The sequence below is a fragment of the Burkholderia sp. Bp8991 genome (assembly GCF_003853795.1).
Classification (GTDB): Bacteria; Pseudomonadota; Gammaproteobacteria; order Burkholderiales; family Burkholderiaceae; genus Burkholderia.
Map to the genome: position 1 here is coordinate 64,364 of NZ_QTQJ01000026.1, position 24,200 is coordinate 88,563.

25 protein-coding genes, 1 other RNA gene and 1 riboswitch are annotated in these 24,200 nt (G+C 68.1%); of the genes, 10 read left to right on the plus strand and 16 right to left on the minus strand.

The annotated features are described in order from the left end of the window. From cobC to DIE02_RS25880, 5 genes are read right to left on the minus strand one after another with little or no spacing between them, the layout of a single operon-like run. Complete coding sequence (gene cobC, locus DIE02_RS25860) at positions 1–585, minus strand: alpha-ribazole phosphatase (protein ID WP_124488461.1); 585 nt, start codon at positions 583–585, stop codon at positions 1–3. Next, complete coding sequence (locus DIE02_RS25865; RefSeq protein ID WP_124488462.1) at positions 570–1,346, minus strand: adenosylcobinamide-GDP ribazoletransferase; 777 nt, start codon at positions 1,344–1,346, stop codon at positions 570–572. Before DIE02_RS25865 ends, cobC begins: the two co-directional genes overlap by 16 nt. Further along, complete coding sequence (gene cobT, locus DIE02_RS25870) at positions 1,336–2,391, minus strand: nicotinate-nucleotide--dimethylbenzimidazole phosphoribosyltransferase (protein WP_124488463.1); 1,056 nt, start codon at positions 2,389–2,391, stop codon at positions 1,336–1,338. The genes DIE02_RS25865 and cobT overlap by 11 nt, the downstream gene beginning before the upstream one ends. 52 nt (positions 2,392–2,443) lie before the next feature. Further along, complete coding sequence (locus tag DIE02_RS25875; RefSeq protein ID WP_124488464.1) at positions 2,444–3,256, minus strand: ABC transporter ATP-binding protein; 813 nt, start codon at positions 3,254–3,256, stop codon at positions 2,444–2,446. Next, positions 3,253–4,251 (minus strand): iron ABC transporter permease, encoded by a 999-nt coding sequence (locus DIE02_RS25880; RefSeq protein WP_124488465.1) that lies wholly within the window; start codon positions 4,249–4,251, stop codon positions 3,253–3,255. Before DIE02_RS25880 ends, DIE02_RS25875 begins: the two co-directional genes overlap by 4 nt. A 687-nt stretch (positions 4,252–4,938) precedes the next feature. Next, positions 4,939–5,192, minus strand: a riboswitch (cobalamin riboswitch). 165 nt (positions 5,193–5,357) lie between these two features. Here DIE02_RS25880 and DIE02_RS25885 point away from each other — a divergent pair. The 5 genes from DIE02_RS25885 (at position 5,358) to DIE02_RS25905 (ending at position 7,745) form a co-directional block, all read left to right on the plus strand. Further along, positions 5,358–5,708 (plus strand): ATPase, encoded by a 351-nt coding sequence (locus tag DIE02_RS25885; protein ID WP_044845635.1) that lies wholly within the window; start codon positions 5,358–5,360, stop codon positions 5,706–5,708. Then, positions 5,705–6,019, plus strand: a complete 315-nt coding sequence (locus tag DIE02_RS25890) for a cell division protein ZapA (RefSeq protein ID WP_011885730.1) — start codon at positions 5,705–5,707, stop codon at positions 6,017–6,019. Before DIE02_RS25885 ends, DIE02_RS25890 begins: the two co-directional genes overlap by 4 nt. An 80-nt stretch (positions 6,020–6,099) precedes the next feature. Beyond that, positions 6,100–6,281: non-coding RNA, 6S RNA (gene ssrS, locus DIE02_RS25895), on the plus strand. Between the two features lie 69 nt (positions 6,282–6,350). Further along, positions 6,351–6,812: an EVE domain-containing protein gene (locus tag DIE02_RS25900; RefSeq protein WP_124488466.1), complete on the plus strand. Its 462-nt coding sequence runs from the start codon at positions 6,351–6,353 to the stop codon at positions 6,810–6,812. 192 nt (positions 6,813–7,004) lie between these two features. Next, positions 7,005–7,745 (plus strand): SIMPL domain-containing protein, encoded by a 741-nt coding sequence (locus DIE02_RS25905; RefSeq protein WP_124488467.1) that lies wholly within the window; start codon positions 7,005–7,007, stop codon positions 7,743–7,745. A gap of 181 nt (positions 7,746–7,926) precedes the next feature. Here DIE02_RS25905 and lgt read toward each other — a convergent pair whose 3' ends face one another. Both lgt and DIE02_RS25915 read right to left on the minus strand, forming a co-directional pair. Continuing rightward, complete coding sequence (lgt, locus tag DIE02_RS25910) at positions 7,927–8,817, minus strand: prolipoprotein diacylglyceryl transferase (protein WP_044845632.1); 891 nt, start codon at positions 8,815–8,817, stop codon at positions 7,927–7,929. A gap of 89 nt (positions 8,818–8,906) precedes the next feature. Continuing rightward, a complete protein-coding gene (locus DIE02_RS25915; RefSeq protein WP_044845631.1) occupies positions 8,907–9,824 on the minus strand; it encodes a LysR substrate-binding domain-containing protein in 918 nt (305 codons plus the stop codon). Positions 9,825–9,959: 135 nt separating this feature from the next. Here DIE02_RS25915 and ilvD point away from each other — a divergent pair, with 135 nt between their 5' ends. Continuing rightward, complete coding sequence (gene ilvD, locus DIE02_RS25920) at positions 9,960–11,633, plus strand: dihydroxy-acid dehydratase (protein ID WP_124488468.1); 1,674 nt, start codon at positions 9,960–9,962, stop codon at positions 11,631–11,633. A 125-nt stretch (positions 11,634–11,758) separates the two neighbouring features. Then, positions 11,759–12,088: a c-type cytochrome gene (locus DIE02_RS25925; protein ID WP_124488469.1), complete on the plus strand. Its 330-nt coding sequence runs from the start codon at positions 11,759–11,761 to the stop codon at positions 12,086–12,088. A 143-nt stretch (positions 12,089–12,231) separates the two neighbouring features. On the opposite strand, the gene DIE02_RS25930 is transcribed toward DIE02_RS25925, so the two are convergent. From DIE02_RS25930 to DIE02_RS25940, 3 genes are read right to left on the minus strand one after another with little or no spacing between them, the layout of a single operon-like run. After that, complete coding sequence (locus DIE02_RS25930) at positions 12,232–12,975, minus strand: DUF2486 family protein (protein ID WP_124488470.1); 744 nt, start codon at positions 12,973–12,975, stop codon at positions 12,232–12,234. Positions 12,976–13,000: 25 nt separating this feature from the next. Next, positions 13,001–13,417: a DNA polymerase III subunit chi gene (locus DIE02_RS25935; RefSeq protein WP_006757287.1), complete on the minus strand. Its 417-nt coding sequence runs from the start codon at positions 13,415–13,417 to the stop codon at positions 13,001–13,003. Positions 13,418–13,451: 34 nt separating this feature from the next. Beyond that, positions 13,452–14,963, minus strand: coding sequence for a leucyl aminopeptidase (locus tag DIE02_RS25940; protein WP_124488471.1), 1,512 nt, complete (start codon positions 14,961–14,963; stop codon positions 13,452–13,454). Between the two features lie 122 nt (positions 14,964–15,085). On the opposite strand from DIE02_RS25940, the gene lptF reads away from it, so the two are divergent. The 3 genes from lptF to DIE02_RS25955 are packed head-to-tail and all read left to right on the plus strand — an operon-like array spanning position 15,086 to position 17,738. Beyond that, entirely contained in the window at positions 15,086–16,177 is a 1,092-nt protein-coding gene (gene lptF, locus DIE02_RS25945; RefSeq protein ID WP_044845625.1) for an LPS export ABC transporter permease LptF, read from the plus strand. 3 nt (positions 16,178–16,180) lie between these two features. Continuing rightward, positions 16,181–17,329, plus strand: a complete 1,149-nt coding sequence (gene lptG, locus DIE02_RS25950) for an LPS export ABC transporter permease LptG (protein ID WP_124488472.1) — start codon at positions 16,181–16,183, stop codon at positions 17,327–17,329. 25 nt (positions 17,330–17,354) lie between these two features. Beyond that, on the plus strand, positions 17,355–17,738 hold the full coding sequence (locus DIE02_RS25955; protein WP_124488473.1) for a sirohydrochlorin chelatase: 384 nt from the start codon (positions 17,355–17,357) through the stop codon (positions 17,736–17,738). Positions 17,739–17,828: 90 nt separating this feature from the next. Here DIE02_RS25955 and cobA read toward each other — a convergent pair whose 3' ends face one another. From cobA to DIE02_RS25985, 6 genes are all read right to left on the minus strand, one after another. Beyond that, entirely contained in the window at positions 17,829–18,578 is a 750-nt protein-coding gene (gene cobA / locus DIE02_RS25960) for a uroporphyrinogen-III C-methyltransferase (RefSeq protein ID WP_124488474.1), read from the minus strand. Positions 18,579–18,666: 88 nt separating this feature from the next. Beyond that, the gene (locus DIE02_RS25965) at positions 18,667–19,983 is read right to left on the minus strand and encodes a sulfate adenylyltransferase subunit 1 (RefSeq protein ID WP_124488475.1); all 1,317 of its coding nucleotides are present in this window, start codon (positions 19,981–19,983) and stop codon (positions 18,667–18,669) included. Positions 19,984–20,005: 22 nt separating this feature from the next. Continuing rightward, the gene (gene cysD / locus DIE02_RS25970) at positions 20,006–20,968 is read right to left on the minus strand and encodes a sulfate adenylyltransferase subunit CysD (RefSeq protein WP_044845620.1); all 963 of its coding nucleotides are present in this window, start codon (positions 20,966–20,968) and stop codon (positions 20,006–20,008) included. A 75-nt stretch (positions 20,969–21,043) separates the two neighbouring features. Continuing rightward, on the minus strand, positions 21,044–21,787 hold the full coding sequence (locus tag DIE02_RS25975; protein WP_044845619.1) for a phosphoadenylyl-sulfate reductase: 744 nt from the start codon (positions 21,785–21,787) through the stop codon (positions 21,044–21,046). After that, positions 21,784–22,326 carry a DUF934 domain-containing protein gene (locus DIE02_RS25980; RefSeq protein WP_124488476.1) on the minus strand — a complete coding sequence of 181 codons (543 nt, stop codon included), beginning with the start codon at positions 22,324–22,326 and terminating at the stop codon, positions 21,784–21,786. The genes DIE02_RS25975 and DIE02_RS25980 overlap by 4 nt, the downstream gene beginning before the upstream one ends. A gap of 25 nt (positions 22,327–22,351) precedes the next feature. Beyond that, positions 22,352–24,031 carry a nitrite/sulfite reductase gene (locus DIE02_RS25985; RefSeq protein WP_044845617.1) on the minus strand — a complete coding sequence of 560 codons (1,680 nt, stop codon included), beginning with the start codon at positions 24,029–24,031 and terminating at the stop codon, positions 22,352–22,354. Between the last annotated feature and the right edge of the window lie 169 nt (positions 24,032–24,200).

Sequence of the window (24,200 nt, forward strand, 5' to 3'; positions counted from 1 at the left end):
CTACGCGTCCCAGTGGACGACTTCCCACGTGCGGGCGGCATCCTCCATCCGCAACCAGACGACGCCGCTCGTCGGCACCGGTCGTGACAGCAGCGTATCGAGCGGCACGCGCAGCGCATGCGATGCGAAGGCGCGAATCACGCCCGCGTGCGTGATCGCCCATTGCGGCGCGTCGGCCTGTGCGACCTCGCCGGCCACGCGCGCCACGCGCTCGACGAACTGCGCGACACTCTCGCCGCCATGCGCGCACGCATGCATCAGGTCAGCCGCCCACGCATCGAGTGCGGCGCGGTCGATGTCGTCCCAACGCTGCAGTTCCCACGCGCCGAAGTCCATTTCCTGCCAGCCCGCGTCGCGCCGCAGCGGCACGTCGAACGCGTGCGCAAGCCGCTCGGCGACCGACGCGCAACGCGTGAGCGGACTCGTCCAGACCTGCGCGGGCAACGGCGCCCCGAGCGCCGCCAGACGCTCGCGCATGGTCCGCGCCCCCGCCTCGGCCGGTGCGGCGAGCGGCACGTCGCTGCGTCCGTAGCACACGCCCGCCTCGACTGCGACGGCCGGATGGCGAATCAGGACGAGATCCATCCGAGCACCACGAGATAGATCGCCAGCTCGCTCAACTGCTGCGCGAAGCCGAGGCAGTCGCCCGTATAACCGCCGATCCGCTTCACGAAATAGCGGGCCGCCCATGCGCGCACGAGCACGAGCGCGACGACGGCCGCGACGCCCGCGCGCCAGTCCGGCCAGAACAGCCACGGCAACCCGAATGCGGCCACGACGCAGGCCGCGCGCGCGCCCATGCGCTGTGCAACCGGTTTTGCCTTGCCTTCCGGCCGGACGTAGTCGAGCGACATCAGCAGGCTCACGGCCCCCGCGCGGCTCGCCGCATGCGCGGAGATCATCGTCCACGCGGCGCGCAGCGGCGGCATGGCCGCGAGCGCCTGCCATTTCAGGCCGAGCGCGATCACGAGCGCGGCCGCGCCGAACGTGCCGATGCGCGAATCGTGCATGATCCGCAGCACGTCGTCGCGCGCGTAGCCACCGCCGAACGCATCGCAGCTGTCGGCCAGGCCATCCTCGTGGAATGCGCCGGTCGCGAGCAGCGTCGCGGCCATCGACAGCCCGACCGCGATCGACGCCGGCAGCACGCGCAGCGCCGCGAGATAGACGAGCGCGCCCCATGCGCCGACGCACGCACCGACCAGCGGGAAGTAGCGTGCGGCCTGATCGAGATCGCCGGCCGCGTAGCCGATCGCGCGCGGCACCGGCACGCGCGTGAAATAGCCGAGCGCGACGAAGAAGTAGCGCAGTTCGGCGCGTACGCCCTGCGCGCGTTCAGGCGTCACGATTGTCGACGCCCGCGGATTCGAAGCTCGCCATCTCGGTGAGGAACGCGGCCGCCGCGCGCACCAGCGGCAGCGCGAGCGCGGCGCCCGTGCCTTCGCCGAGCCGCAGGTCGAGCGCGAGCAGCGGCTTCGCGCCGAAATGCTCGAGCATGCGCCGGTGCCCGGCCTCGTGCGACGCATGCGAGAACACGCAGTAGTCGCGCACGCCGGGCGCGATGCGCTCGGCGACGAGCAACGCGGCCGTCGCGATGAAGCCGTCGACGAGGATCGTCATCCGCTCGCTCGCGGCCGCGAGATACGCGCCCGTCATCATCGCGATCTCGAAGCCGCCGAACGTCGCGAGCACGTCGAGCGGCGCGATCGCATGCGAATGCCGGACGAGCGCGCGGCCGAGCACCGCGCGCTTGTGCGCGAGCCCCTGGTCGTCGAGACCCGTGCCGCGCCCGACACACGCGTCGATCGGCACGTCGAGCAGACGGCTCATCAGGCACGCGGCCGACGACGTGTTCGCGATCCCCATTTCGCCGAAGCCGATCACGTTCGTGCCGAGCGACGCGTGCACGCGCACGCGCGCGGCACCCGCGGCGAGCGCCGTTTTCGCCTCGTCGTGCGTCATCGCGGGTTCGACCGCGAAATTGCGCGTGCCGCGCGCGACCGGCAGCGACACGAGCCGGTCGGACACCGGCAGCGGCGACGCGACGCCCGCATCGACGATCTCGAGCACGCTCTGCGCGACGCCCGAGAACGCATTGATCGCCGCGCCGCCGGCCAGGAAGTTCGCGACCATCTGCGCGGTGACCGACTGCGGATACGGGCTCACGCCCTCGGCCGCGATCCCGTGGTCGCCGGCGAACACGATCGTCACGGGACGCTGCACGTGCGGCCGCTCGGTGCGCTGGATCAGGCCGATCTGCAGCGCGAGCGCCTCGAGCTGGCCGAGGCTGCCGGGCGGCTTGGTCTTGTGATCGATCACATGCTGCAGACGCTTGCGCAGCGTGTCGTCGAGCGGCGCGATCGCGGGCGGGAAGTCGGTCGGGTTCGTCATCGGAAGGTTGCCTCGTTGGTGCGGCCGCTGCCGCGCATCGAAAGAAGGAAGTTCATCGTCGCTCGGGCCACGCGGGCAGCAGCGCATCGCGACCGTTCTCGCGGATCAGCACGAGCGGATAGCCGAACGCGTCGCTCGCGCGCGCCGGCGTCAGCACGTCGAGCACGGGGCCCGCCCACGCGTGGCCGCGGCCGTCGAGCAACAGCGCGTGCGTCGCGAAACGCCGCGCAAGATTCAGGTCGTGACACGAGAACAGCACCGTGCGCGGGCCCGCGTCGAGCCACGCGGCCAACGCGGTCAGGCCGTCGATCTGGTGATGCAGGTCGAGATGGGCGAGCGGTTCGTCGAGCAGCATCAGCGGCGCGTCCTGGCACAGCGTCGCGGCCAGCGCGACACGCTGCCGCTCGCCGCCCGACAGCGACAGCACGTCGCGCGACGCGAGCGCGCTCAGCCCGAACGTCGCGAGCGCGTCGCGCGCGGCCGCGCGGTCTGCCTCGCGCTCCCAGCCCCAGCCGCCGAGATACGGAAAGCGGTTGAGCAGCACAGTGTCGAATACCGTCGCGCTGAAAGCGTCGTGCAGTTGCTGCGGCATCAGCGCGCGGCGCCGTGCGAGCCGTTCGGGCGGCCAGGCGGCGAGCGGCCGGCCGTCGATCTCGACCTGCCCGCCGGCCGGCCGCTGCAGGCCCGCGAGCGTCGCGAGCAGCGTCGTCTTGCCGGCGCCGTTCGGCCCCGCGACGCACCAGATCTCGCCGGGCCGGAACACCTGCGTGAAGCCGTCGAGCAGGGTCCGTGCGCCGGCCCTCAGCGTGAGGTCGAGCGCCGCATAGGTCACGTCGCCGGCGGTGTGCGGTGCGGCATGCGTCATCGCATCGGTCTCCTCAGCAACATCCACAGGAACACCGGCACACCGATCAACGCGGTCATCACGCCGACCGGCAATTGCGCGGGCGCGATGGCGGTGCGCGCGAGCAGGTCGGCCGCCATCACGCCGCCGCCGCCCGCGAGCATCGCGGCGGGCAGCAGCATGCGCTGGTCGTTGCCGAATGCGAGCCGCAGCGCGTGCGGCACGACGAGGCCGACGAAACCGATCGTGCCGGCCGTCGTCACCGCGGCCGCGGCGGCCAGCGACGCGACGAGGTAGATCCGCATGCGCAGCCGCGCGACCGGCACGCCGAGCGCGAGCGCGGTCGCGTCGCCGCGCAGCAGCACGTTGAGCTGCGGCGCGGCCGGCAGCGCGACGCAGGCGGCCAGCAGCAGCGCGCCCCATGCGAACCAGGGCGCCGTCACGCCGTTCAGATCGCCCGTCAGCCAGAAGATGATGCCGCGCAGCCGCGCGTCGGGCGCGAGCGACAGCAGCAGCGTGACGAGCGCGCCCCACCCGGCCGCGATCACGACCCCCGTGAGCAGCAGCCGCGGCGACGCGTCGCGCGCATCGCCGCGCCACAGTTCGCGGCGCGCAAGCCCGAGCACGAGCGCGACCGACACGAGCGCGCCGGCGAACGCGGCCGCATCGACGAGCCACCACGCGGCGCCCGCGATCATCGCGACGAGCGCGAAGCCGGCCGCGCCGCCCGACACGCCGAGCACGTACGGTTCCGCGAGCGGATTGCGCAACAGCACCTGCAGCAGCGCACCGGCCAGCGCGAGCAGCGCGCCGCACGCGAAGCCCGCGAGCGCACGCGGCAGCCGCAACGTGCGCACGATGTCGGCGAGCAGTGCGTCGCCGCCGTGCGGCACGAGCGACGCGAGCGCCTGCCACGGCGACATCGGCACGCTGCCGATCGACAGCGACGCGACGAACAGCAACGCGACCACGGCCGCGAGCGCGACCCAGATCGCGGCGGCACGCGCGGCGCTCATGCGCCGCACGGCATCGCGCATGACGCGTGACGCTTTCGCTGACCGTCATGGCCGGCCGGGCGCGGCACCGGCGTCGCGCTCCGGCGTGTCGTAGGCATACGCAAGCTCGTCATCCTCGTCGAACAGGTTGTTGATGCGTGCACGGACGAACCGTGCCCGGTGATGTCATCGCACGCACGGTCAGGATGCCATGCGCGGCATGACGCATGATTCACGGCCGGCGACGCCCCATACCGCGCGCGACGATCGGCACCCGGATTCCGCATTTCGTCGCCCGGGACCCGCGATGCGGCGGCCGGCCGTGTGCCGGTCGCACCGACGTGACACGCGCGCGATCCGTCGAGCCGCATCCTCGCGCGGCCCACGTTCTGCGCAATATAGTGGAAGCCGCCGCAGCGGGTCGATCGGCATCGCGCTTGCGTCACCGTCAGGCACGCTCGGTGCGGCAACCACGGCGGCCGGCAGCAAGGGGACAGCGTCGCGCCACGCGACCGGGCGCGGTGCCGCGACGACCGGCGTCGTCGCCGATCCGGACGAATCGGCGTGCGCTGCGCTCCGCGCGATGGCGGCAGGCGACATTGCGCAGCGTGCGCCGCACGCCGTGCGGACGATTGGGGTCAGCATCGAAGACAAGTCCCGTGAAGCACTGCGCGCCCCGCTTCCCCGCGGGCCGTGCGTCATGAAGCCGTGCAGGCTCCTCGCCTCGGCCGGTATCCGGGCTGGCGGCGTACCGGCTCGCCTTCCCGCGCGTATCACGCGCAGTGGCCCGCGCCAGCGTGCGACCTGCACGCGAAACGCGCCCGAGCCGGCCTGCGTCATGCGACGCGGCCGCTTACCGTTGCGGGGGCAGCGCAGGTTGGCGAACTCCGGGCGGAGCACGCGCCCTGCTTCCCGTTTAACCGCGCGACGCACGCGCGAGCACCGAGGCGGCGCCAGTTTAGGAGCGGGCCGCGCGAGCGTCAAGGAAGCGTCCGGACGCATGCGGAACACGTGCCGGACCCGTGTATTCGCGGCAAGAAGCGGGGGTGTTACGACTGGAAACGTTACAGATGTCGGAATGCGCGTTATTCCGCGCTAAAATGCTGGGTCTTTAGAGGACGCAGCAAATGCTCAACGAACTCGAAACTTTATCTCAAAATATTGGCCGTCTGATCTCGCTGAACAAGCGCTATCACTCGGAACGGCTCGCGCTCGAGGAGCAGGTCGCGCAATTGCGCGCGGAAGCGGACACGGTCCGCGCGGAACTCGCGCAACTGCGCGACGAACGCAATGCGCTCGCGGCCGAGCGCGACACGCTGTCGGCAAAGATCGACGACGCCCAGGTCAAACTGAATGCGATTCTCGAAAAGCTGCCGCGCACGAAGAGCGCGGAGCAAGCCGACAACCAGCTCGACCTGCTGGATGCGCAGGCGCGCACGGACAGCGACGACGCGGCCAGCCACGGAGAACATGCATGAGCACCAAGCAGATCGAAGTCTCGATTCTCGGTCAGCCCTATCGGCTCGCCTGTTCGGCCGAGACCGAAGCGGCGCTGCTCGAGGCCGTCGCACGCGTCGACGCAGAAATGTCGAAGATCCGCGCGAACAGCTCGGTGCGCGGCACCGACCGCATCGCGGTCATGGCCGCGCTGTCGCTCGCGTCCGAATTGCTGCGGCTGCAAACGAGCGTGCGTCACGGTGAAGCATTTCCGGCGGAAGAAATCCGTCGTACAATGCACCAGATGAACGAACAACTCGGCGCGGTGCTCGCACAGCACGAGACGCAGTAACGTTTGATCGATGCGTCGATTCCCCTTGATCTCGGCGATCAACGGTGGTCAAATTGGCGCAACGAAACACAGTTCAGTCAGCTTCCCTGCCTGGTTCGCCAAGGTCATATATTCCTTGAACCAATGCCATGTGCACGGTTGCGGAAATTTGTAGCACGGGCGCGCGCGTCACTCTGTCTGATGTACCCGAAGTGCTGCTAACTGCGACCAATTCTGAACCCCAGGTTCAGGATGCCGGCCTAGCGGCCAAGGCGGGGGCCTATTCAACGGCATCGGGAAGTCCCGATGCCGTTTCCTTTTGCAGCAGCCCTTTCTGCGTCGATCACGATCCATGCAATACTGGCTGATGAAGTCCGAACCGGACGAAGCAAGCATCGACGATCTCGCGCACGCGCCGCAGCGCTCGCTGCCGTGGACCGGCGTGCGCAACTATCAGGCGCGCAATTTCATGCGCGACACGATGAAGATCGGCGACGGCGTGCTCTTCTATCATTCGAGCTGCCCGGAACCGGGCATCGCGGGCCTCGCCGAAGTCTCGTCGACGCCCTACCCCGACCCCACCCAGTTCGATCCGGCAAGCCCGTATTACGATCCGAAGTCGACGCAGGAGGCACCGCGCTGGCTGCTCGTCGACGTGCGCTTCGTGAAGAAGTCGCCGCTCGTGCCGCTCGCCGCGCTGCGCGAACACGACGAACTCGCCGACATGCGCGTGCTCGCACGCGGCAACCGGCTGTCGATCACGCCCGTCACGCGTGCCGAGTGGCGCTTCATCACCGAAAAGCTGATGAAGTAGGCGTACGCAGCAAGCACACGCCAAAGGTCAAATCCGGTCAACACGCGCCACCGCCACGGAACTCGCGGCGCGTTCGCGCAGCCTAAGCAACCGCTGTCGCCGCGATCGAGCGGCGGCCGTTTTTCGTCGCGCGGTACGCCCGCGTCGCGCACGCGTGATCCGCGTGCGCGCCCTCGCACAAGGAGTCCAACAATGACCAAGAAATCCGCACTCGCGCTGTCGCTCGCCCTCGCCGCCGTCGTGCCCGTCGCGCTGACGCTCGCGTCGCCCGCCGCGCACGCGCAGACCGCGAACCCGCACTTCCCGGAGCCGACGGGCGTGCTGTCGTTGTCGTCGCAGGCCAGCGCCGACGTGCCGCAGGACATCATCCACATCACGCTGTTCTACGAACAGCAGGCGAAAGACCCGGGCAGCCTGACGTCGGCGCTGAACCAGCGCGCCGACGCGGCGCTCGCGCAGGCGAAGGGCGTGTCGGGCGTCACCGCGCACACAGGCGCGTTCTCCGTCTATCCGAGCACCGATCGCGACGGGAAGATCTCCGCATGGCGCGGTCGTACCGAAGTCGTGCTCGAATCGCGCGATTTCGCGGCGGCGTCGAAGCTCGCGGGCCAGTTGTCGAACCAGATGCAGATCGCGAACGTCGAGTTCTCGTTGTCACCCGAAGCGCAGCGCGCGGCCGAGCAGAAGCTCACGACCGAAGCGATCAAGTCGTTCCGCGCACGCGCGGACGAAGCCGCGAAGGCGTTCGGCTACAACAGCTACTCGATTCGCGACGTGAACGTCGGCGGCAGCCGCAACGTGCAGCCGTACCCGCGCATGATGGCGATGGCCGCCGCACCGATGGACAGCGCGAAGATGAGCGCGCCGATTTCGGTCGAAGGCGGCAAGGCGACCGTGTCGGTCACGGTCAACGGCTCGGTGCAGATGAAGTAACGCGCATTGCGCAACACGCGGCAGATGTGAAAACGCCGGCCCGAGGGCCGGCGTTTTTCGTTTGCGATCCTGCGATCGACGCGCACGCCGATCGTGCGCGTCCGCATCGCATCAGGCATCACGCATCACGTGCCATGCATCACACGACTCGCGCGTGACGCAACCGCATCACGCCACGACATCACGCGACCGCATTCGCCGCGCGACGGCGATACGCCCACACCAGCAACGCGACGCCCGCGAGGATCATCGGCAACGACAGCCACTGCCCCATCGACAGGCCGAGCGCGAGCAGGCCGAGGAAGTCGTCCGGTTCGCGCGCGAATTCGACCGTGAAACGCGCGAGCCCGTAGCCGATCAGGAACAGCGCGGAGATCGCACCCATCGGCCGCGGCTTGCGCGAGAAGAAGAACAGCACGAAGAACAGCGCAATGCCTTCGAGCGCGATTTCGTAGAGCTGCGAAGGATGGCGCGGCAGCATCTGGTACTGCATGAACACGTCGGCCAGATGCCACTTCTCGACGAGCGCCGGATGCTTCGGCAGCCATGCCGCGTCATCGCGCATCGCGCCCGGGAACAGCATCGCCCACGGCGCGTTCGGATCGGTCACGCGGCCCCACAGCTCGCCGTTGATGAAGTTGCCGAGCCGCCCGGCCGCGAGCCCGGTCGGCACCATCGGCGCGACGAAGTCGGTGACCTGCAGCCAGTGGCGCTTGCGCTGCCATGCGAACAGCGCCATCGCGAGCGTCACGCCGAGGAAGCCGCCGTGGAACGACATCCCGCCTTCCCACACCTTGAACACGTCGAGCGGATGCGAGAAGTAGAAGTCGGCCTTGTAGAACAGCACGTAGCCGAGCCGGCCGCCGAGCACGGTGCCGAGCACGCCGTAGAACATCATGTCGTCGATGTCCTTCGCGGTCCAGCCCTGCGCCGCGACGTGCGGCAGCTTCAGGCGGATCCGGCCGACGACGATCGCCGCGATGAAGCCGACGAGATACATGAGGCCGTACCAGCGCACGGCCAGCGGCCCGAGGTGGATCGCTACGGGGTCGAAATTCGGGTGAATGATCATGGGTTAGCGATGAAGTTTTCGAATGCGGTACGGCGCTCGCACCGGCGCCGCACCGCGCATTGGACGGCGCCGGCGCGCCATCGTTCGCGTCACGTGGCCAGCCCCTGCGCGCGCACGACGTCGATGAAGCCGGCGAGCACGGGGCTGACGTCGCCCGTGCGCCACACGAGGCCGGTTTCGACGACCGGCGCGTCGCCGGCGAGCGGCCGGTAGACCACGCCGGTGCGCCGCAGGTTACGCAGCGACTGCGGCACCAGTGCGACACCCATGCCGGCCGACACGAGGCTGACGATCGTCTGCATCTGGATCGCCTCCTGGCCGATGCGCGGGGTTTCCCCCGCCGCGCCGTAGCAGCCCGTAATGATGTCATAAAAGCCGGGCGCCAAACGACGCGGGAAGATCACGAGCGGCAGCGCGGCCAGGTCGGCCAGATGCACGGGTTCGTCTTCGGACACGCCGTGCGCCGCGGCCGCCGGCATCGCGACCACCAGCGGCTCGCGCACGACCGGCAGGTACGACAGCCCAGCCGCGTGGCGCGGCGGCACCGGCGGAATCACGAGCCCCGCGTCGATGCGGCCCGCGACGAGTTCGTCGATCTGCACGTCGCTCGTCGCCTCCGCGAGCTGCAGCCGCACTTGCGGATAACGCGCGCCGAACGCGCGCAGCAGCGACGGCAGCAGCCCGTAATCGGCGGTCGACACGAACGCGAGCGACAGCGAACCGGCTTCGCCGCGCGCGAGGCGCCGTGCGAGCGGCGGCAGCGCGTCGGCCGACGCGAGCAGCCGGCGCACGTCGGGCAACAGCGCCGCACCGACCGCCGTCAGCGCGACCGAGCGCTTGGTGCGCGCGAACAGCGCGACGCCGAGCGTGTCCTCCAGTGCCCGGATCGCCTGCGACAGCGGCGGCTGCGTCATCGACAGGCGCTCGGCCGCGCGGCCGAAGTGGCGCTCGTCGGCCACGGTCACGAAATAGCGCCACTGGCGCAGGTCCGGCGTCGGTTCGGCCATGTCTCACTCATTCGTAAAACGACTTAATAAGCGACAAATAATATATTGGACATCCCAAACCGGAAACTCCATGCTTGATTGATCCGAACCGGTGCGCCGATCGCGGGCGTCGCCAATACAACGATGGAGTCCCCCATGCCGTACAACCGTCGCTCGAAGCACATCACGCAAGGCGTGGCCCGTTCGCCGAACCGCTCGATGTATTACGCCCTCGGCTACCAGAAGGACGATTTCGACAAGCCGATGATCGGCATCGCGAACGGCCACTCGACGATCACGCCGTGCAACTCGGGCCTGCAGCGGCTGTCCGATGCCGCCGTCGCGGCGGTGAAGGCGGCCGATGCCAACCCGCAGATCTTCGGCACGCCGACGATCTCGGACGGCATGTCGATGGGCACCGAGGGGATGAAGTACTCGCTGGTGTCGCGCGAGGTGATCGCCGACTGCATCGAGACCTGCGTACAGGGCCAGTGGATGGACGGCGTGGTGGTGGTCGGCGGCTGCGACAAGAACATGCCGGGCGGGATGATCGCGCTCGCGCGCCTGAACGTGCCGGGCATCTACGTGTACGGCGGCACGATCCGCCCCGGCCACTGGAAGGGCCGCGACCTGACGATCGTGTCGTCGTTCGAGGCGGTCGGCGAGTTCACCGCGGGCCGGATGTCGCAGGAAGACTTCGAAGGGGTCGAGAAGAACGCGTGCCCGACGTCGGGCTCGTGCGGCGGGATGTACACCGCGAACACGATGAGCTCGTCGTTCGAGGCGCTCGGCATGTCGCTGATGTACTCGTCGACGATGGCGAACCCCGATCAGGAGAAGGTCGATTCGGCCGCCGAATCGGCACGCGTGCTGGTCGAGGCCGTGAAGCGCGACCTGAAGCCGCGCGACATCATCACCAAGGCGTCGATCGAGAACGCGGTATCGCTGATCATGGCGACCGGCGGCTCGACCAATGCGGTGCTGCACTATCTCGCGATCGCGCACGCGGCCGAGGTCGACTGGACGATCGACGACTTCGAGCGCATCCGCAAGCGCGTGCCGGTGATCTGCGACCTGAAACCGTCGGGCCAGTACGTCGCGACCGACCTGCACCAGGCCGGCGGCATCCCGCAGGTGCTGCGGATCCTGCTCGATGCGGGGCTGCTGCACGGCGACTGCATGACGATCACCGGCCGCACGATCGCCGAGGAGCTGAAGGACGTGCCGGGCGTGCCGCGCGCGGACCAGAAGGTGATCTTCCCGATCGATCGCGCGCTGTACAGGGAAGGCCATCTCGCGATCCTGAAGGGCAATCTCGCGGAAGACGGCGCGGTGGCGAAGATCACCGGTCTGAAGAACCCGGTGATCACGGGCCCGGCGCGCGTGTTCGACGACGAGCAAAGCGCGATGGACGCGATCCTCGGCGACCGGATCCGCGCGGGCGACGTGCTGGTGCTGCGCTATCTCGGCCCGCAAGGCGGCCCCGGCATGCCGGAAATGCTCGCGCCGACGTCGGCGATCATCGGCAAAGGGCTCGGCGAATCGGTCGGCTTCATCACCGACGGCCGCTTCTCGGGCGGCACCTGGGGGATGGTGGTCGGGCACGTCGCGCCCGAAGCGTTCGTCGGCGGCACGATCGCGCTCGTGCAGGAAGGCGACTCGATCACGATCGACGCGCACCGGCTGGTGCTGCAGCTGAACGTCGACGATGCGGAACTCGCGCGCCGGCGCGCCGCGTGGAAGCAGCCGGCGCCGCGCTACACGCGCGGCGTGCTCGCCAAGTTCGCGGCGCTCGCGCGTCCGGCGAACCAGGGCGCCGTCACCGGCTGATGCGGCGCGCGGGGCATGCGACCCCATTGCGAACGGCCGCCGGGGAAACGCGCAAAACGCGCTTTCCCTTTGCTTTTATAATGCGCGGACCGTGAAGCCGGCCGTCTCCGCCGGCGGAGAACCGCATGAAACAGACGATATTGCGCGCGCTGCTCGTGGCGCTGCTGACCGGCAGCGCGGCGGCGGCACACGCCGACTCGGCCGGCGACGGGTTCGCGCTCGCGCAGCGCAAGAACTGCATGGCCTGCCATGCGGTCGGCAAGCCGCTGATGGGCCCGTCGTTCCACGACATCGCCGGCAAGTACGTGGCGCGCACCGACGCCGTCGATTACCTCGCGCAATCGATCGTGAAAGGCAGCGTCGGGGTGTGGGGTGGCGTGCCGATGCCCGCCAATACGCAGTTGACGAGCGCAGAAGCGCACACGCTCTCGCAATGGGTGCTGTCGCTGCGCTGAACCGGATGACCGGATGCGTGCACCGCGCGCCGCGCCTTGCGCCCGGCAGCGTTCCGCGCTTGTCGTTGCAACCGGCCGGCAATCGTCAGCGACGATGACTGGAGCCGCGCCCGCGGCCCCTGCGCACGAAACGTGCGGCGGGCTCAGCCTGAATGACCGGTCCGGCGGCGGGCGATCTCCGCATCGACCGCGTCGCGAACCCACTCCATCACTTCGGTTTCGAGCGCCAGCGCCACTTCGCGCGTGATCTGGCCGACGAGCCAGGCCGTATGGTCGTGCAACGCGTCGCGACAGCGGGCCTCGATGGCCTCGCGCCCTTCCCCGGTCAGATAATTCGTCAGCCGATTGCGCAGACGCTCGGCGATATGCTGCGTGTCCTCCACCGTCAGCGCGGCGGCTACATGCGCGTCCGGTTGCGACGCGCCGGTGAGTTGAGCGGTAGCCAGCCCGCCGGCAGCCGGTGCAATCGCGTGGGACAGCATCGCTTCGCCAGCATCGCGCGGCATCGCGGCAACGCCGGCCTGCCGCGCGTCGTCGGCGGCCAGCGCGGAGCGCAGCGGCGCCTGCGCCGCGGCCGACTCCTCGGCGACGACGTGCCCGGCGGCACCGGGTTGCGCCGGCGCATCGCTGTCGCCCGGCAATTCGACGGTCGGGATGTCCGGCGTCGGCACCGGCTCGACCACCACGAACTCGGGGTCGGTGCCCGGCTGCTCCGGCGCGGCGGACGCCCGAGCCGGATGGCCTGATACCAGCACGTCGGACAGCACCGGCACCGCGGCAACGTCGTGCGGCGGCGCGTCGGCCGCGGACGAACGCGCCGGCACCGGTTTGCCCGGCACCAGCACGTCGGTCAGCGTCGGGATCGAAGAGGATTCGGCTTGTGTCACGGGAACGCTCCGTCGACGGTTTCGGCTAACTGCCCTGCTTGTAGTTGTTCAGCGCGTAGCCGCGATCGCGATAGAAGCGGTAGCGGTCGCGGCCCGCGGCCAGCTCGTCCGGCGCATTGCCGACCACTTCGAGCAGGCGCTCGAAGCGGGCGAACTGCGCGGGTACGGCCGCGCCGAGGTTCAGCAGCACATGATGATGCGGCGCCTGGTCGAGATCGGCGGCCAGCACGATCGGCGTGCCGGCCGCGTGCGCGCTGTCGACGCCGCAGTGCGGAATGAAATCGAGCGGCGAGAACGTCCAGAGCCGCTCGTCGAGCGCACGCAGGCGCGCGGGCTCCGCGAGCACGACGACCGGCTGCCCGGCCTGGTAGGCCTTGCGCAGCAGCCGGCATGCGTATGCGAGCGAATCGCCGACGTTCGAATGGAAATCGATTCGCGTCATTGCCCGCGTACCCGCATCGTCGTGAGACCTGCCATCACTGGCCGGCGCGGTCGATCAGGAACTGCGCGAGCAGCGGCACCGGACGGCCGGTCGCGCCCTTCGCCGCGCCACCCTTCCATGCGGTGCCCGCGATGTCCAGGTGCGCCCACGGATAGCTGTCGGTGAAGCGCGACAGGAAGCACGCCGCCGTCACGGCACCGGCCGGACGCCCGCCGATGTTCGCGATGTCCGCGAAATTCGACTTCAGCTGATCCTGGTACTCGTCGTCGAGCGGCATGCGCCATGCCGGATCGTTCGCTTCGCGCGATGCGTCGAGCAGTTCGCCAGCGAGTGCGTCGTCCTTCGAGAACAGGCCGCTGTTGTGGGCGCCGAGCGCGATCACGCAGGCGCCCGTGAGCGTCGCCACGTCGATCACCGCGGCAGGCTTGAAGCGCTCCGCATAAGTGAGCGCGTCGCACAGGATCAGGCGGCCCTCGGCGTCGGTGTTGAGCACCTCGATCGTCAGCCCCTTCATGCTGGTGACGATGTCGCCCGGCTTGGTCGCGTTGCCGCCCGGCATGTTCTCGCAGGTCGGCACGATCGCGACGACGTTGATCTTCAGGCCCATTTCGGCGACCGCACGCATCGTGCCGAGCACCGAACCCGCGCCGCACATGTCGTACTTCATCTCGTCCATGCCCTCGCCCGGCTTCAGCGAGATGCCGCCCGTGTCGAACGTGATGCCCTTGCCGACCAGCACGACCGGCGCGGCCTTTGCGGCGGCGCCCTGGTAGTGCAGCACGATGAACTGCGGCGGCTCGACCGACGCGCGCGCGACCGACAGGAACGAGCCCATCTTGAGCGCCTGGATCTGCTTCAGGCCGAGCACCTCGACCTTCAGACCCCAATCCTTCGCGATCTTCTTCGCGGTGTTGCCGAGATAGGTCGGCGTGCACACGTTGCCCGGCAGGTTGCCGAGGTCGCGCGTGAGATCCATCCCGTTCGCCAGCGCGACGGCCTGCTTGACCGCCAGCTTGGCGGCCTTCTCATCGGCCGGATCGACGCTGAACACGACGCGCTTGAGCGTGTGCGACGCCGGTTCCGGCTTGCTCTTCATCTGCGTGAAGCGGTAGGTCTCGTTGCGCAGCGCGAGAATCGCCGCCCGCACACCCCAGTCGGAGCCGCGCTCGTCGACCGGCAGCTGCGCGAGCGAGAACGTGACCTGGCTGACCTTGGTCGCGAGCAGCGCGCGCCATGCGGCCGTCACTGCGTCGTTGTAGGCTTTCTGATTGAAAGCATCCTGCTTGCCGAGGCCGACGAGCAGCACGCGCGATGCGCCGATGCCCGACACTTCGTGCAGGAACAGCGTCTTGCCGCGCTTGCCGTCCATGTCGCCGGCCTTCACCACGCGCGAGATCAGCCCCTTGGTGGCCGTGTCGATGTCGAGCGCCGCGCCCGAGAGAGTCTGCGCCTCGAAGATGCCGAGCACGATGCAGTCGGACTTCCCGGTCAGGAACCCCTTGGCCTCGCCTTTGCTCCAATCACAGCCTTTTATGCTAAAGTCCATCGCGCTTGTCCTCGGATAAAATCTGGGCTAAGGATGAAAGCCGCAATTATCCGCTATTTTTCCCGTGGCGGCGCGAGCGCTCCACCACGCGTGCGCAGCCTCCCGCCCTCTTCTCATCAAGAATGATCTTCGAACGCTCCCTCCAGCGCGAGCTTGCGTATACGGCTGGCGCCGTGTTCATGGTGCTGCTCACGATCATGCTCACGACGATGATGATCCGCATCGTCGGCTATGCCGCGTCCGGCGAAATCGATCCGCGCGACGTGCTCGTGCTGATCGGCCTGACCGTGATCGGCTACCTCGCCGTGATGCTCGTCGTCACGCTGTTCGTGTCGATCCTGTTCGTGCTGACCCGGTGGTACCGGGACTCCGAAATGGTGGTCTGGCTTGCATCCGGCGTGAGCCTCACGCGCCTGATCAAGCCGATCGGCGTGTTCGCCACGCCGATCGTCCTGCTGATCGCGTTCTTCGCGTTCGTCGGCTGGCCGTGGTCGAACCAGCAGAGCAAGATGATCAAGGCGCGCTTCCAGCAGCGCGACGAGATCTCGCTGCTCGCGCCGGGCCAGTTCCGCGAATCGGCCTCGAACCATCGCGTGTTCTTCATCGAGAAGATGTCGCCGGACCAGAGCAAGGTGCAGAACGTGTTCGTCACGTCGACCGAGAACGGCAAGGTCAACGTCGTCGTGTCGCACACCGGCCATACCGAAACGAAGGACGGCGATCGCTTCGTCGTACTGGAAGACGGCCGCCGCTACGACGGCACGCCCGGCCAGCCGAACTTCAAGATCATGGAGTTCCAGCGCTACGGCGTGAAGATCACGAGCACCCCGGTCACCAACGTGCCGACCACCAACAGCACGCCGACACCGGACCTGCTGCGCAACCCGACGCGCGACAACCTCGCGGAATTCGCGTGGCGCGCGGGGCTGCCGCTGATCGCGATCAACCTGATGGTGCTCGGCATTCCGCTGTCTTACCAGAACCCACGCCGCAGCCGCACGATCAACCTCGTGATGGCCGTGCTGATCTACCTGACGTACTCGAACCTGCTGAACGTCGTGCAGGCACAGATCGAGCAGGGCAAGATGTCGTTCGGCGTCGGCCTCGTCGGCCTGCACCTGGTCGTCGCGGCGATCGTCGCGTTCATCTTCTGGTTGCGCGTGCGCAATCGTCCGCTGTTTACACGCGCGCTGTTCGGCCGCTCGGGAGCATGATCGATGCGGCTCTATGAAAAATACTTCGCGCGGCAGATCTACGTCACGTTCATCTTCATCCTGTTCGCGTTCTCGGGCCTGTTCTTCTTCTTCGACCTGATCAGCGAACTGAACTCGGTCGGGCACGGCAACTACAAGTTCGGCTACGCGGTGCTGCGCGTCGCGCTGCAGACCCCGTCGCGCTTCTACGAGATCATCCCGGTCGCCGCGCTGATCAGCGCGATCTACGTGTTCGCGCAGATGGCCGCGAACTCGGAATTCACGATCTTCCGCGTGTCGGGCCTCGCGACCAACCAGGCGCTGCGCTCGCTGCTGAAGATCGGCGTCCCGCTCGTGATCATCACCTACCTGATCGGCGAGTTCGTCGGCCCGTACGCCGACCAGCTGTCCGAACGCGTGCGGCTGCAGGCGCTCGGCGCATCGGTGTCGTCGAACTTCCAGTCGGGCGTGTGGGTGAAGGACACGCTCGCGGCCCGCGAGAACGGCGAGCAGGTCACGCGCTTCGTGAACGTCGGCAGCCTGTCGCCCGACTCGACGATCAGCAACGTGCGCATCTACGAGTTCGACTCGAAATTCCAGCTGCAGAACGTGCGGATCGCGCAGACGGGCCGCTACGAGCCGCCCGGCCACTGGCTGCTCAAGGGCGTCACGGAAACCGAACTGACGCCGATCAAGCCAATCGGCGGCGAACCGGCCGACGCGTTGAACCCCGTGTACCGGTCACAGCAGGTGACGCTGCCCGAATACCGGCTGCGCTCGGACCTGACGCCGCAGATCCTGTCGGTGCTGCTCGTGTCGCCGGAACGGATGTCGCTCATCAACCTGTTCCGCTACATCCAGCACTTGCGCGAAAACCAGCAGGACACGCAGCGCTACGACATCGCGCTGTGGCGCAAGCTGCTCTACCCGTTCGCGGTGTTCGTGATGCTCGTGCTGTCGCTGCCGTTCGCGTACCTGCACACGCGTGCCGGCGTGGTCGGCGTGAAGGTGTTCGGCGGCATCATGCTCGGCATGAGCTTCCAGCTGCTCAACACGCTGTTCTCGCACATCGGCACGCTGAACACGTGGCCCGCGCCGCTGACCGCGGCGACGCCGGGCCTCATCTATCTCGCGCTCGGCCTGTTCGCGCTCAAGTGGGTCGACCGGCACTGAGCGCCGTCACGACGGAGGCTTCGACATGAGTTCGCACGGCATCGTCCTGTTCGGCCACGGCGCACGCGATCCGCGCTGGGCCGAGCCGTTCGAGCGGCTCGCCGCGCGGCTGCGCGGGGCCGGCTCCCCTGCTCCGCACGTGTCGCTCGCGTTTCTCGAACTGATGACGCCGTCGCTCGATACGGCCGTCGCCGCGCAAGTCGCGGCCGGCTGCACGCGCATCACCGTGGTGCCCGTGTTCTTCGGTCAGGGCGGACATGTCCGCCGCGACCTGCCGCAGCTCGTCGATGCATGCCGGGCCACGCATCCGGGCGTCGAGATCCGTTGCGCGACGGCTGTCGGGGAAGACGACGGCGTGCTCGATGCGATCGCGCGCTACTGCATCGACCAGGTCGGCCGCGACGCGTAAGCGCATCGCTGGCCGAAGCTGCGAGCCCAAACGAAAAAGCGCCGGCTTCGAAAGCCGGCGCTTTTTTTGCCTGCGGATCGCACGTTCGACTCAGGCCGCATCCTGCAACGCATCGCCCTCTTTCGCGTGCCGCACGCGTTCGGCGAACGCATCGCCGATCATCAGCAGGCTCGGTTCCGCCGGGTCGAGCCACGCCTGCGCACCGCCCGCCGCCATCTGCCCGAGCGTCAGCGTCAGCGTGCGCTCGCGCGCGGTGCTGCAAGCCTCGACGATCGCCACCGGCGTCGCGCTCGCACGGCCCGCGTCGATCAGTTCCTGCGCGATGCCCGGCGCACTGTCGCGGCCCATGTAGTAGACGATCGAATCGGCGCGCGCGGCCTCGCGAATCTCGTCGCTGCCCGGTGCGCGGCTGTGCGTCGCGAACGCGACGCTGCGCGACACGCCGCGCAACGTCAGCGAGCGCTTCAGCGTCGCCGCGCCGGCCAGCGCCGCGGTGATGCCCGGCACGACCTCGAAATCGATGCCCGCCGCTTCGAGCGCGCGCATTTCCTCTTCGGCGCGACCGAACAGCATCGGGTCGCCGCCCTTCAGGCGCACCACGCACGCGTGCTCGCGCGCCGCGTCGACGATCTGCTTGTTGATGAAATGCTGCGCGGTCGAACGCTGCCCGCAACGCTTGCCGACCGCGATCTTGCGCGCGTTCGGTGCGTAGTCGAGCATCGCCGGCTCGACGAGCGCGTCGTGCAGCACGACGTCGGCTTGTTCGAGCAGCCGCATGCCGCGCACCGTGATGAGGTCCGCGGCGCCCGGCCCTGCTCCGATCAGATATACCTTGCCCATGTTTGTCGCTTCGCTTGGGGTCCTGCTCGTGCGGACGGCGGCCGGCCCGCGCCGCCGCGAGGGCGGCGCTGACCGCCGGTTAAGCCGGTTACGCCGAGAACGCCCGAATCATGCCGGCGGCGACCGTGTGGTGCGTCGCCTCGTCGATCAGCACGAACGCGCCCGTACCCGGGTGCGCATCGTAGGTGTCGCAGACGATCGGCTTCTGCAGCGTCAGCGCGACGCGGCCGATGTCGTTCATCTTCAGTTCCTGGCGGTCGGTCGCGTGCGACAGCGTATGCACGTCGAGCACTTCCTTGACCGCGCCGATCTTCGCGAACACCGTGCTCGTGGTCTGCTTCAGCAGGTACTTGCGCTGCGGCGACAGCGGCGTCTCGTCGAACCAGCACAGGTCCGCCTCGAGCTTCTTCGCCGGCGCGACCGTCTCGGCGGTCGTGACGAACATGTCGCCGCGCGACACGTCGACGTCCTGTTCGAGGCGAATCGTCACCGTCTGGCCCGCGAACGCGTGCGCGACCGCCGCCGTGCCGCCCGGCACCGGCGCGATGATCTCGGCGACCGTCGCAGTGCGGTTCGACGGCAGCACGACGATTTCGTCACCGACCTTCACCTCGCCCGATTCGATCCGGCCCATGTAGCCGCGGAAATCGTCGGCCGAGCTGCCGTCCTGGCGTGCGACCCACTGCACCGGGAAGCGCAGCGCGTCATGCGCCTGCGTCTCGACCGGCAGCGATTCGAGCACGTCGAGCAGCGGCTCGCCCGCGTACCACGGCATGCGCTCGCTCGCGCCGACGATGTTGTCGCCCTTCAGCGCCGACACCGGCACGAAACGCACGTCCTTCAGGCCGAGCTGCTTCGCGAGCGCGACGTACGCGTCGCGGATCTCGTTGAAGCGTGCTTCGCTGTAGTCGATCAGGTCCATCTTGTTGATCGCGACGATCACGTGCTGCAGCGCGAGCAGCTTCACGATCGCGCTGTGACGCTTCGTTTGCGGCAGCAGTTCCGCCACGCCGTTCTCGATCGTCACGCGCGTCGCGTCGACCAGGATGATCGCCGCATGCGCGGTCGATGCGCCCGTCACCATGTTGCGCGTGTACTGCTCGTGGCCCGGCGTGTCGGCAATGATGAACTTGCGCTTCGCGGTCGCGAAATAGCGGTAGGCGACGTCGATCGTGATGCCCTGCTCGCGCTCGGCTTCGAGCCCGTCCGTCAGCAGCGCGAGGTCGATCTCGTCGCCGACCGTGCGCTTGTTCTTCGCGCGCGACAGCGCGGACAGCTGGTCCGACAACACGGCCTTGCTGTCGTACAGCAGGCGGCCGATCAGCGTGCTCTTGCCGTCGTCGACGCTGCCCGCCGTGATGAAACGCAACACGCCGAGGTCTTCGGTGTTCTCGATGATGCTCATGATGTGAATGTCCTCGTGTGCTTCAGAAATAACCTTGCTTCTTGCGCTGTTCCATCGCGGCTTCGGATGCCTGGTCGTCCATCCGGGTCGCGCCGCGTTCGGTGATCTCGGTCACCGCCGTCTCGGCGATGATCTTCTCGACGTCGTCCGCGTCGCTCTCGACCGGGCACGTGCAGCTGATGTCGCCGACCGTGCGGAAGCGCACCTGCGCGAGTTCGCTCGTCTCGCCGTCACGCATCGGCGTGAGCGGCGTGACCGGCACGAGCAGCCCGTTGCGACGCACGATCTCGCGCTGGTGCGCGTAGTAGATCGACGGCAGTTCGAGGTTTTCGCGCGCGATGTACTGCCACACGTCGAGTTCCGTCCAGTTCGAGATCGGGAACACGCGCAGGTGCTCGCCGTTGTGCAGGCGTGCGTTGTACAGGCTCCACAGTTCCGGGCGCTGCGCCTTCGGATCCCACTGGCCGAATTCGTCGCGGAACGAGAAGATCCGCTCCTTCGCACGCGCCTTCTCTTCGTCGCGGCGCGCGCCGCCGATCAGCGCCGTGTAGCCGTGCTGTTCGATCGTCTCGAGCAGCGTGACGGCCTGCGCGGCGTTGCGCGAATCGGTTTCGCGGCGCAGCACGACGGTGCCGCGCTTGATCGAATCCTCGACGTGGCCGACCACCAGCTCGGCGCCGAGCTCCTGCGCGCGGCGGTCGCGGAAGTCGATCACTTCCTCGTAGTTGTGGCCCGTGTCGATGTGCACGAGCGGGAACGGCAGCGTCGTCTTGCGGTTCGCGCCGAGGCCGAACGCCTTCAGCGCGAGGTGCAGCACGACGACCGAGTCCTTGCCGCCCGAGAACAACAGCGCCGGCTTGCTGCATTCGGCAACGAGTTCGCGCAGGATGTGGATCGACTCGGCTTCGAGCCAGTCGAGGTGGCCCATGCGGTCGTCGGCACCGGTGGGCGGGGCAAAGGCGGATTGCTCGAGCGTCGTGCTCATGATTTCAGTCCTTCTCTTCTGGGTTCGTGCCGCCCGCTGTCGCGGGCGGCGCAATATTCGGTTTCTTGTCGGCTTTCAGTGCGCGGCGCCGGCTTCGGCGTTCGCGGGAATCGGCGTGATCGTGATGTGCAGCCCGCATTCCTTCGTGTCGCGCGACTCCCACCACCAGCGGCCCGCCCGGCTGTCCTCGCCGGGGCGGATCGCGCGCGTACACGGCTCGCAGCCGATGCTCGGATAGCCGCGCGCGTGCAGCGGATTGACCGGCACGTCGAATGCCTTCAGGTACGCCCACACGTCGGCTTCCGTCCAGTCGGCGAGCGGGTTGTACTTCGCGATCCCGCGCGCTTCGTCCTGTTCTTCCTCGTGCAGCTCCGCACGCGTGACCGACTGCTCGCGACGCTGGCCTGTGACCCACGCGCCGACGTCGGCCAGCGCGCGGTTCAGCGGCTCGACCTTGCGGATGTGGCAGCACGACTTGCGCAGCTCGACGCTTTCGTAGAATGCGTTCAGGCCGTGCTCGGCGACGTACTGGTCGACCGCGTCCTGCTGCGGATGAAACTGCTCGATCTCGTAGCCGTAGCGCTCGCGCACGCGGTCGATCATGCCCAACGTTTCCGCATGCAGGCGGCCGGTGTTCAGCGAGAAGATGCCGATCGACACGCCCTTCGACAGGATCGCGTGCGTGAGCAGCATGTCTTCCGCGGCGAGGCTGCTCGCGAACTTCACCTTCTCGTGGCGCGCGCCGATCTGCGCGAGCAGCGCGTCGAGGCGCTCGACCTTCGCGGCCAGTTCGGGCGTCAGTGCGGTCGCGGCGCTCATGCGCTCACCTTCGCGTCGGCCGCGGCCGCGCGGCGGCGGAACAGCGGCGCCGGCTCGTCGAATGCGCCCTGGTAACGCTGCGTGAATTCGCCGAACGCGTTCAGCGCATCGTGGATGTCCTTGTCGGCACGCACCGCGAACGCGTCGAAGCCGCAACGCGACATGTACAGCAGCTGGTCGCGCAGCACGTCGCCGATCGCGCGCAGCTCGCCGGTCCAGCCGTGGCGCTCGCGCAGCAGGCGCGCGATGCTGTAGCCGCGGCCGTCCGCGAAGCGCGGGAAATCGACGGCGATCAGCGAGATCGCACCGAAGTCGGCCACGAGATCGGCCGGCTCGCTGTCCGGCGCGAGCCACACGCCGAGTTCGTCCTTCGTCTTCGCGGCGACGAGCGCCGCGCGCTCGGCCTGCCACAGGGTGAACGGCACCAGCACCTTGCCGGCCGGCAATGCGTCGACCGCGGGCAGCGCACCGTCGTCCGCCGCGCGCACGACCTGCCATGCGTCGTCGATCACTGCGCGGTTCTTGATAATCGAAGCCATCTGCAAATTCCTTCTACCCGGTTGGTTACGCGTTGACTGCCTGGCGCGCCGCATACACGCGCTCCTTGAACGGAGCGATGCCGATGCGGTCGTACGTGTCGATGAAGCGCTCGCCGTCGATGCGTGCCTCGACGAACGTGTCGATCAGCTTCGCGATCACGCCCGGCACTTCCTCCGCGGAGAACGACGGCCCGATCACGCGGCCGAGGCGCGCGCCGTTGCGGCCCGTGCCCTGCTCGCCGCCGAGCGACACCTGGTACCACTCGGCACCGTCCTTGTCGACGCCGAGGATGCCGATGTTGCCCACGTGATGATGACCGCACGAGTTCATGCAACCGGAAATGTTCAGCGACAGGTCGCCGAGATCGTACACGTAGTCCAGATCTTCGAAACGCTGCTGGATCGCCAGCGCGATCGGGATCGACTTCGCGTTCGCGAGCGAGCAGAAATCGCCGCCCGGGCACGCGATGATGTCGGTCAGCAGGCCGACGTTCGGCGTCGCGAAGCTGGCCGCCTTCGCCTTTTCCCACACCGTGAACAGGTCGCGCTTCTTCACGTTCGCGAGGATCAGGTTCTGCTCGTGCGACACGCGCAGTTCGCCAAGCGAGTACGCGTCTGCCCAGTCGGCCACCAGGTCCATCTGCGCGTCGGTCGCGTCGCCCGGGGCGACGCGGTGGTCCTTCAGCGACAGCGTGACCGCGGCATAGCCCGGCACCTTGTGCGGCGCGACGTTGCGCTCGACCCAGCGCGCGAACGCCTTGTTCTCGAGCAGGTGCTGTTCGAACGACGCGTCGGTGTCGGCCAGCTTCTCGTAGACGGGCGGCTGGAAGTACTGCGACACGCGGTCGACTTCCGCCTGCGTGAGCGTCGACGGGCCGTCCTTCAGGTGCTGCCACTCTTCCTCGACCTGCTGCGCGAACTTCGCGGGCGACAGCGCCTTCACGAGGATCTTGATACGCGCCTTGTACAGGTTGTCGCGGCGGCCGTAGCGGTTGTATACGCGCAGCACGGCTTCGCAATAGGTGAGCAGGTGCTGCCACGGCAGGTCTTCCTTGATCACCGCGCCGATGATCGGCGTACGGCCGAGGCCGCCGCCCGCGAGGATGCTCGCGACCACCTCGCCCTGCGCGTTCTTCTTCAGGTACACGCCGAGATCGTGGATCTGCACGGCCGCGCGGTCGTGCGTCGAGCCCGACACCGCGATCTTGAACTTGCGCGGCAGCCACGCGAATTCGGGATGGAACGTCGACCACTGGCGCAGGATTTCCGACCACGGACGCGGATCGATCTCCTCGTCCTGGGCGACGCCCGCGAACTGGTCCGCCGTGATGTTGCGGATGCAGTTGCCCGAGGTCTGGATGCCGTGCATCTGCACCGACGCGAGCTTCGCGAGGATCTCCGGCGTTTCCTCGAGCTGGATCCAGTTGAACTGGATGTTCGAGCGGGTCGAGAAGTGGCCGTAGCCGCGGTCGTGTTCGCGGGCGATGCGCGCCAGCATCCGCAACTGGTCGCTGCGCAGGTTGCCGTACGGAATCGCGATGCGGTGCATGTATGCGTGGCGCTGCATGTACAGGCCGTTCTGCAGGCGCAGCGGACGGAATTCTTCTTCGCTCAACTCGCCCGACAGCCGGCGGCGCACCTGATCGCGGTACTGCGCGACACGCTCGTCGACGATCGTCTGGTCGTATTGGTCGTACTGATACATTCGGGGACCCCAGGGGTTTTCGTGGTGACCGCGCGACGTCCTAGCCACGTCGCGCCCGAATCTCCGTTCCGCCGCCATCGCCGGCCTTGCGCGGCCCGGCTGGATTGCTAATGACGAAAACAGATATCCATATTTGAAAAACTCCGGTGAATCGTAATAAACTCGCCTT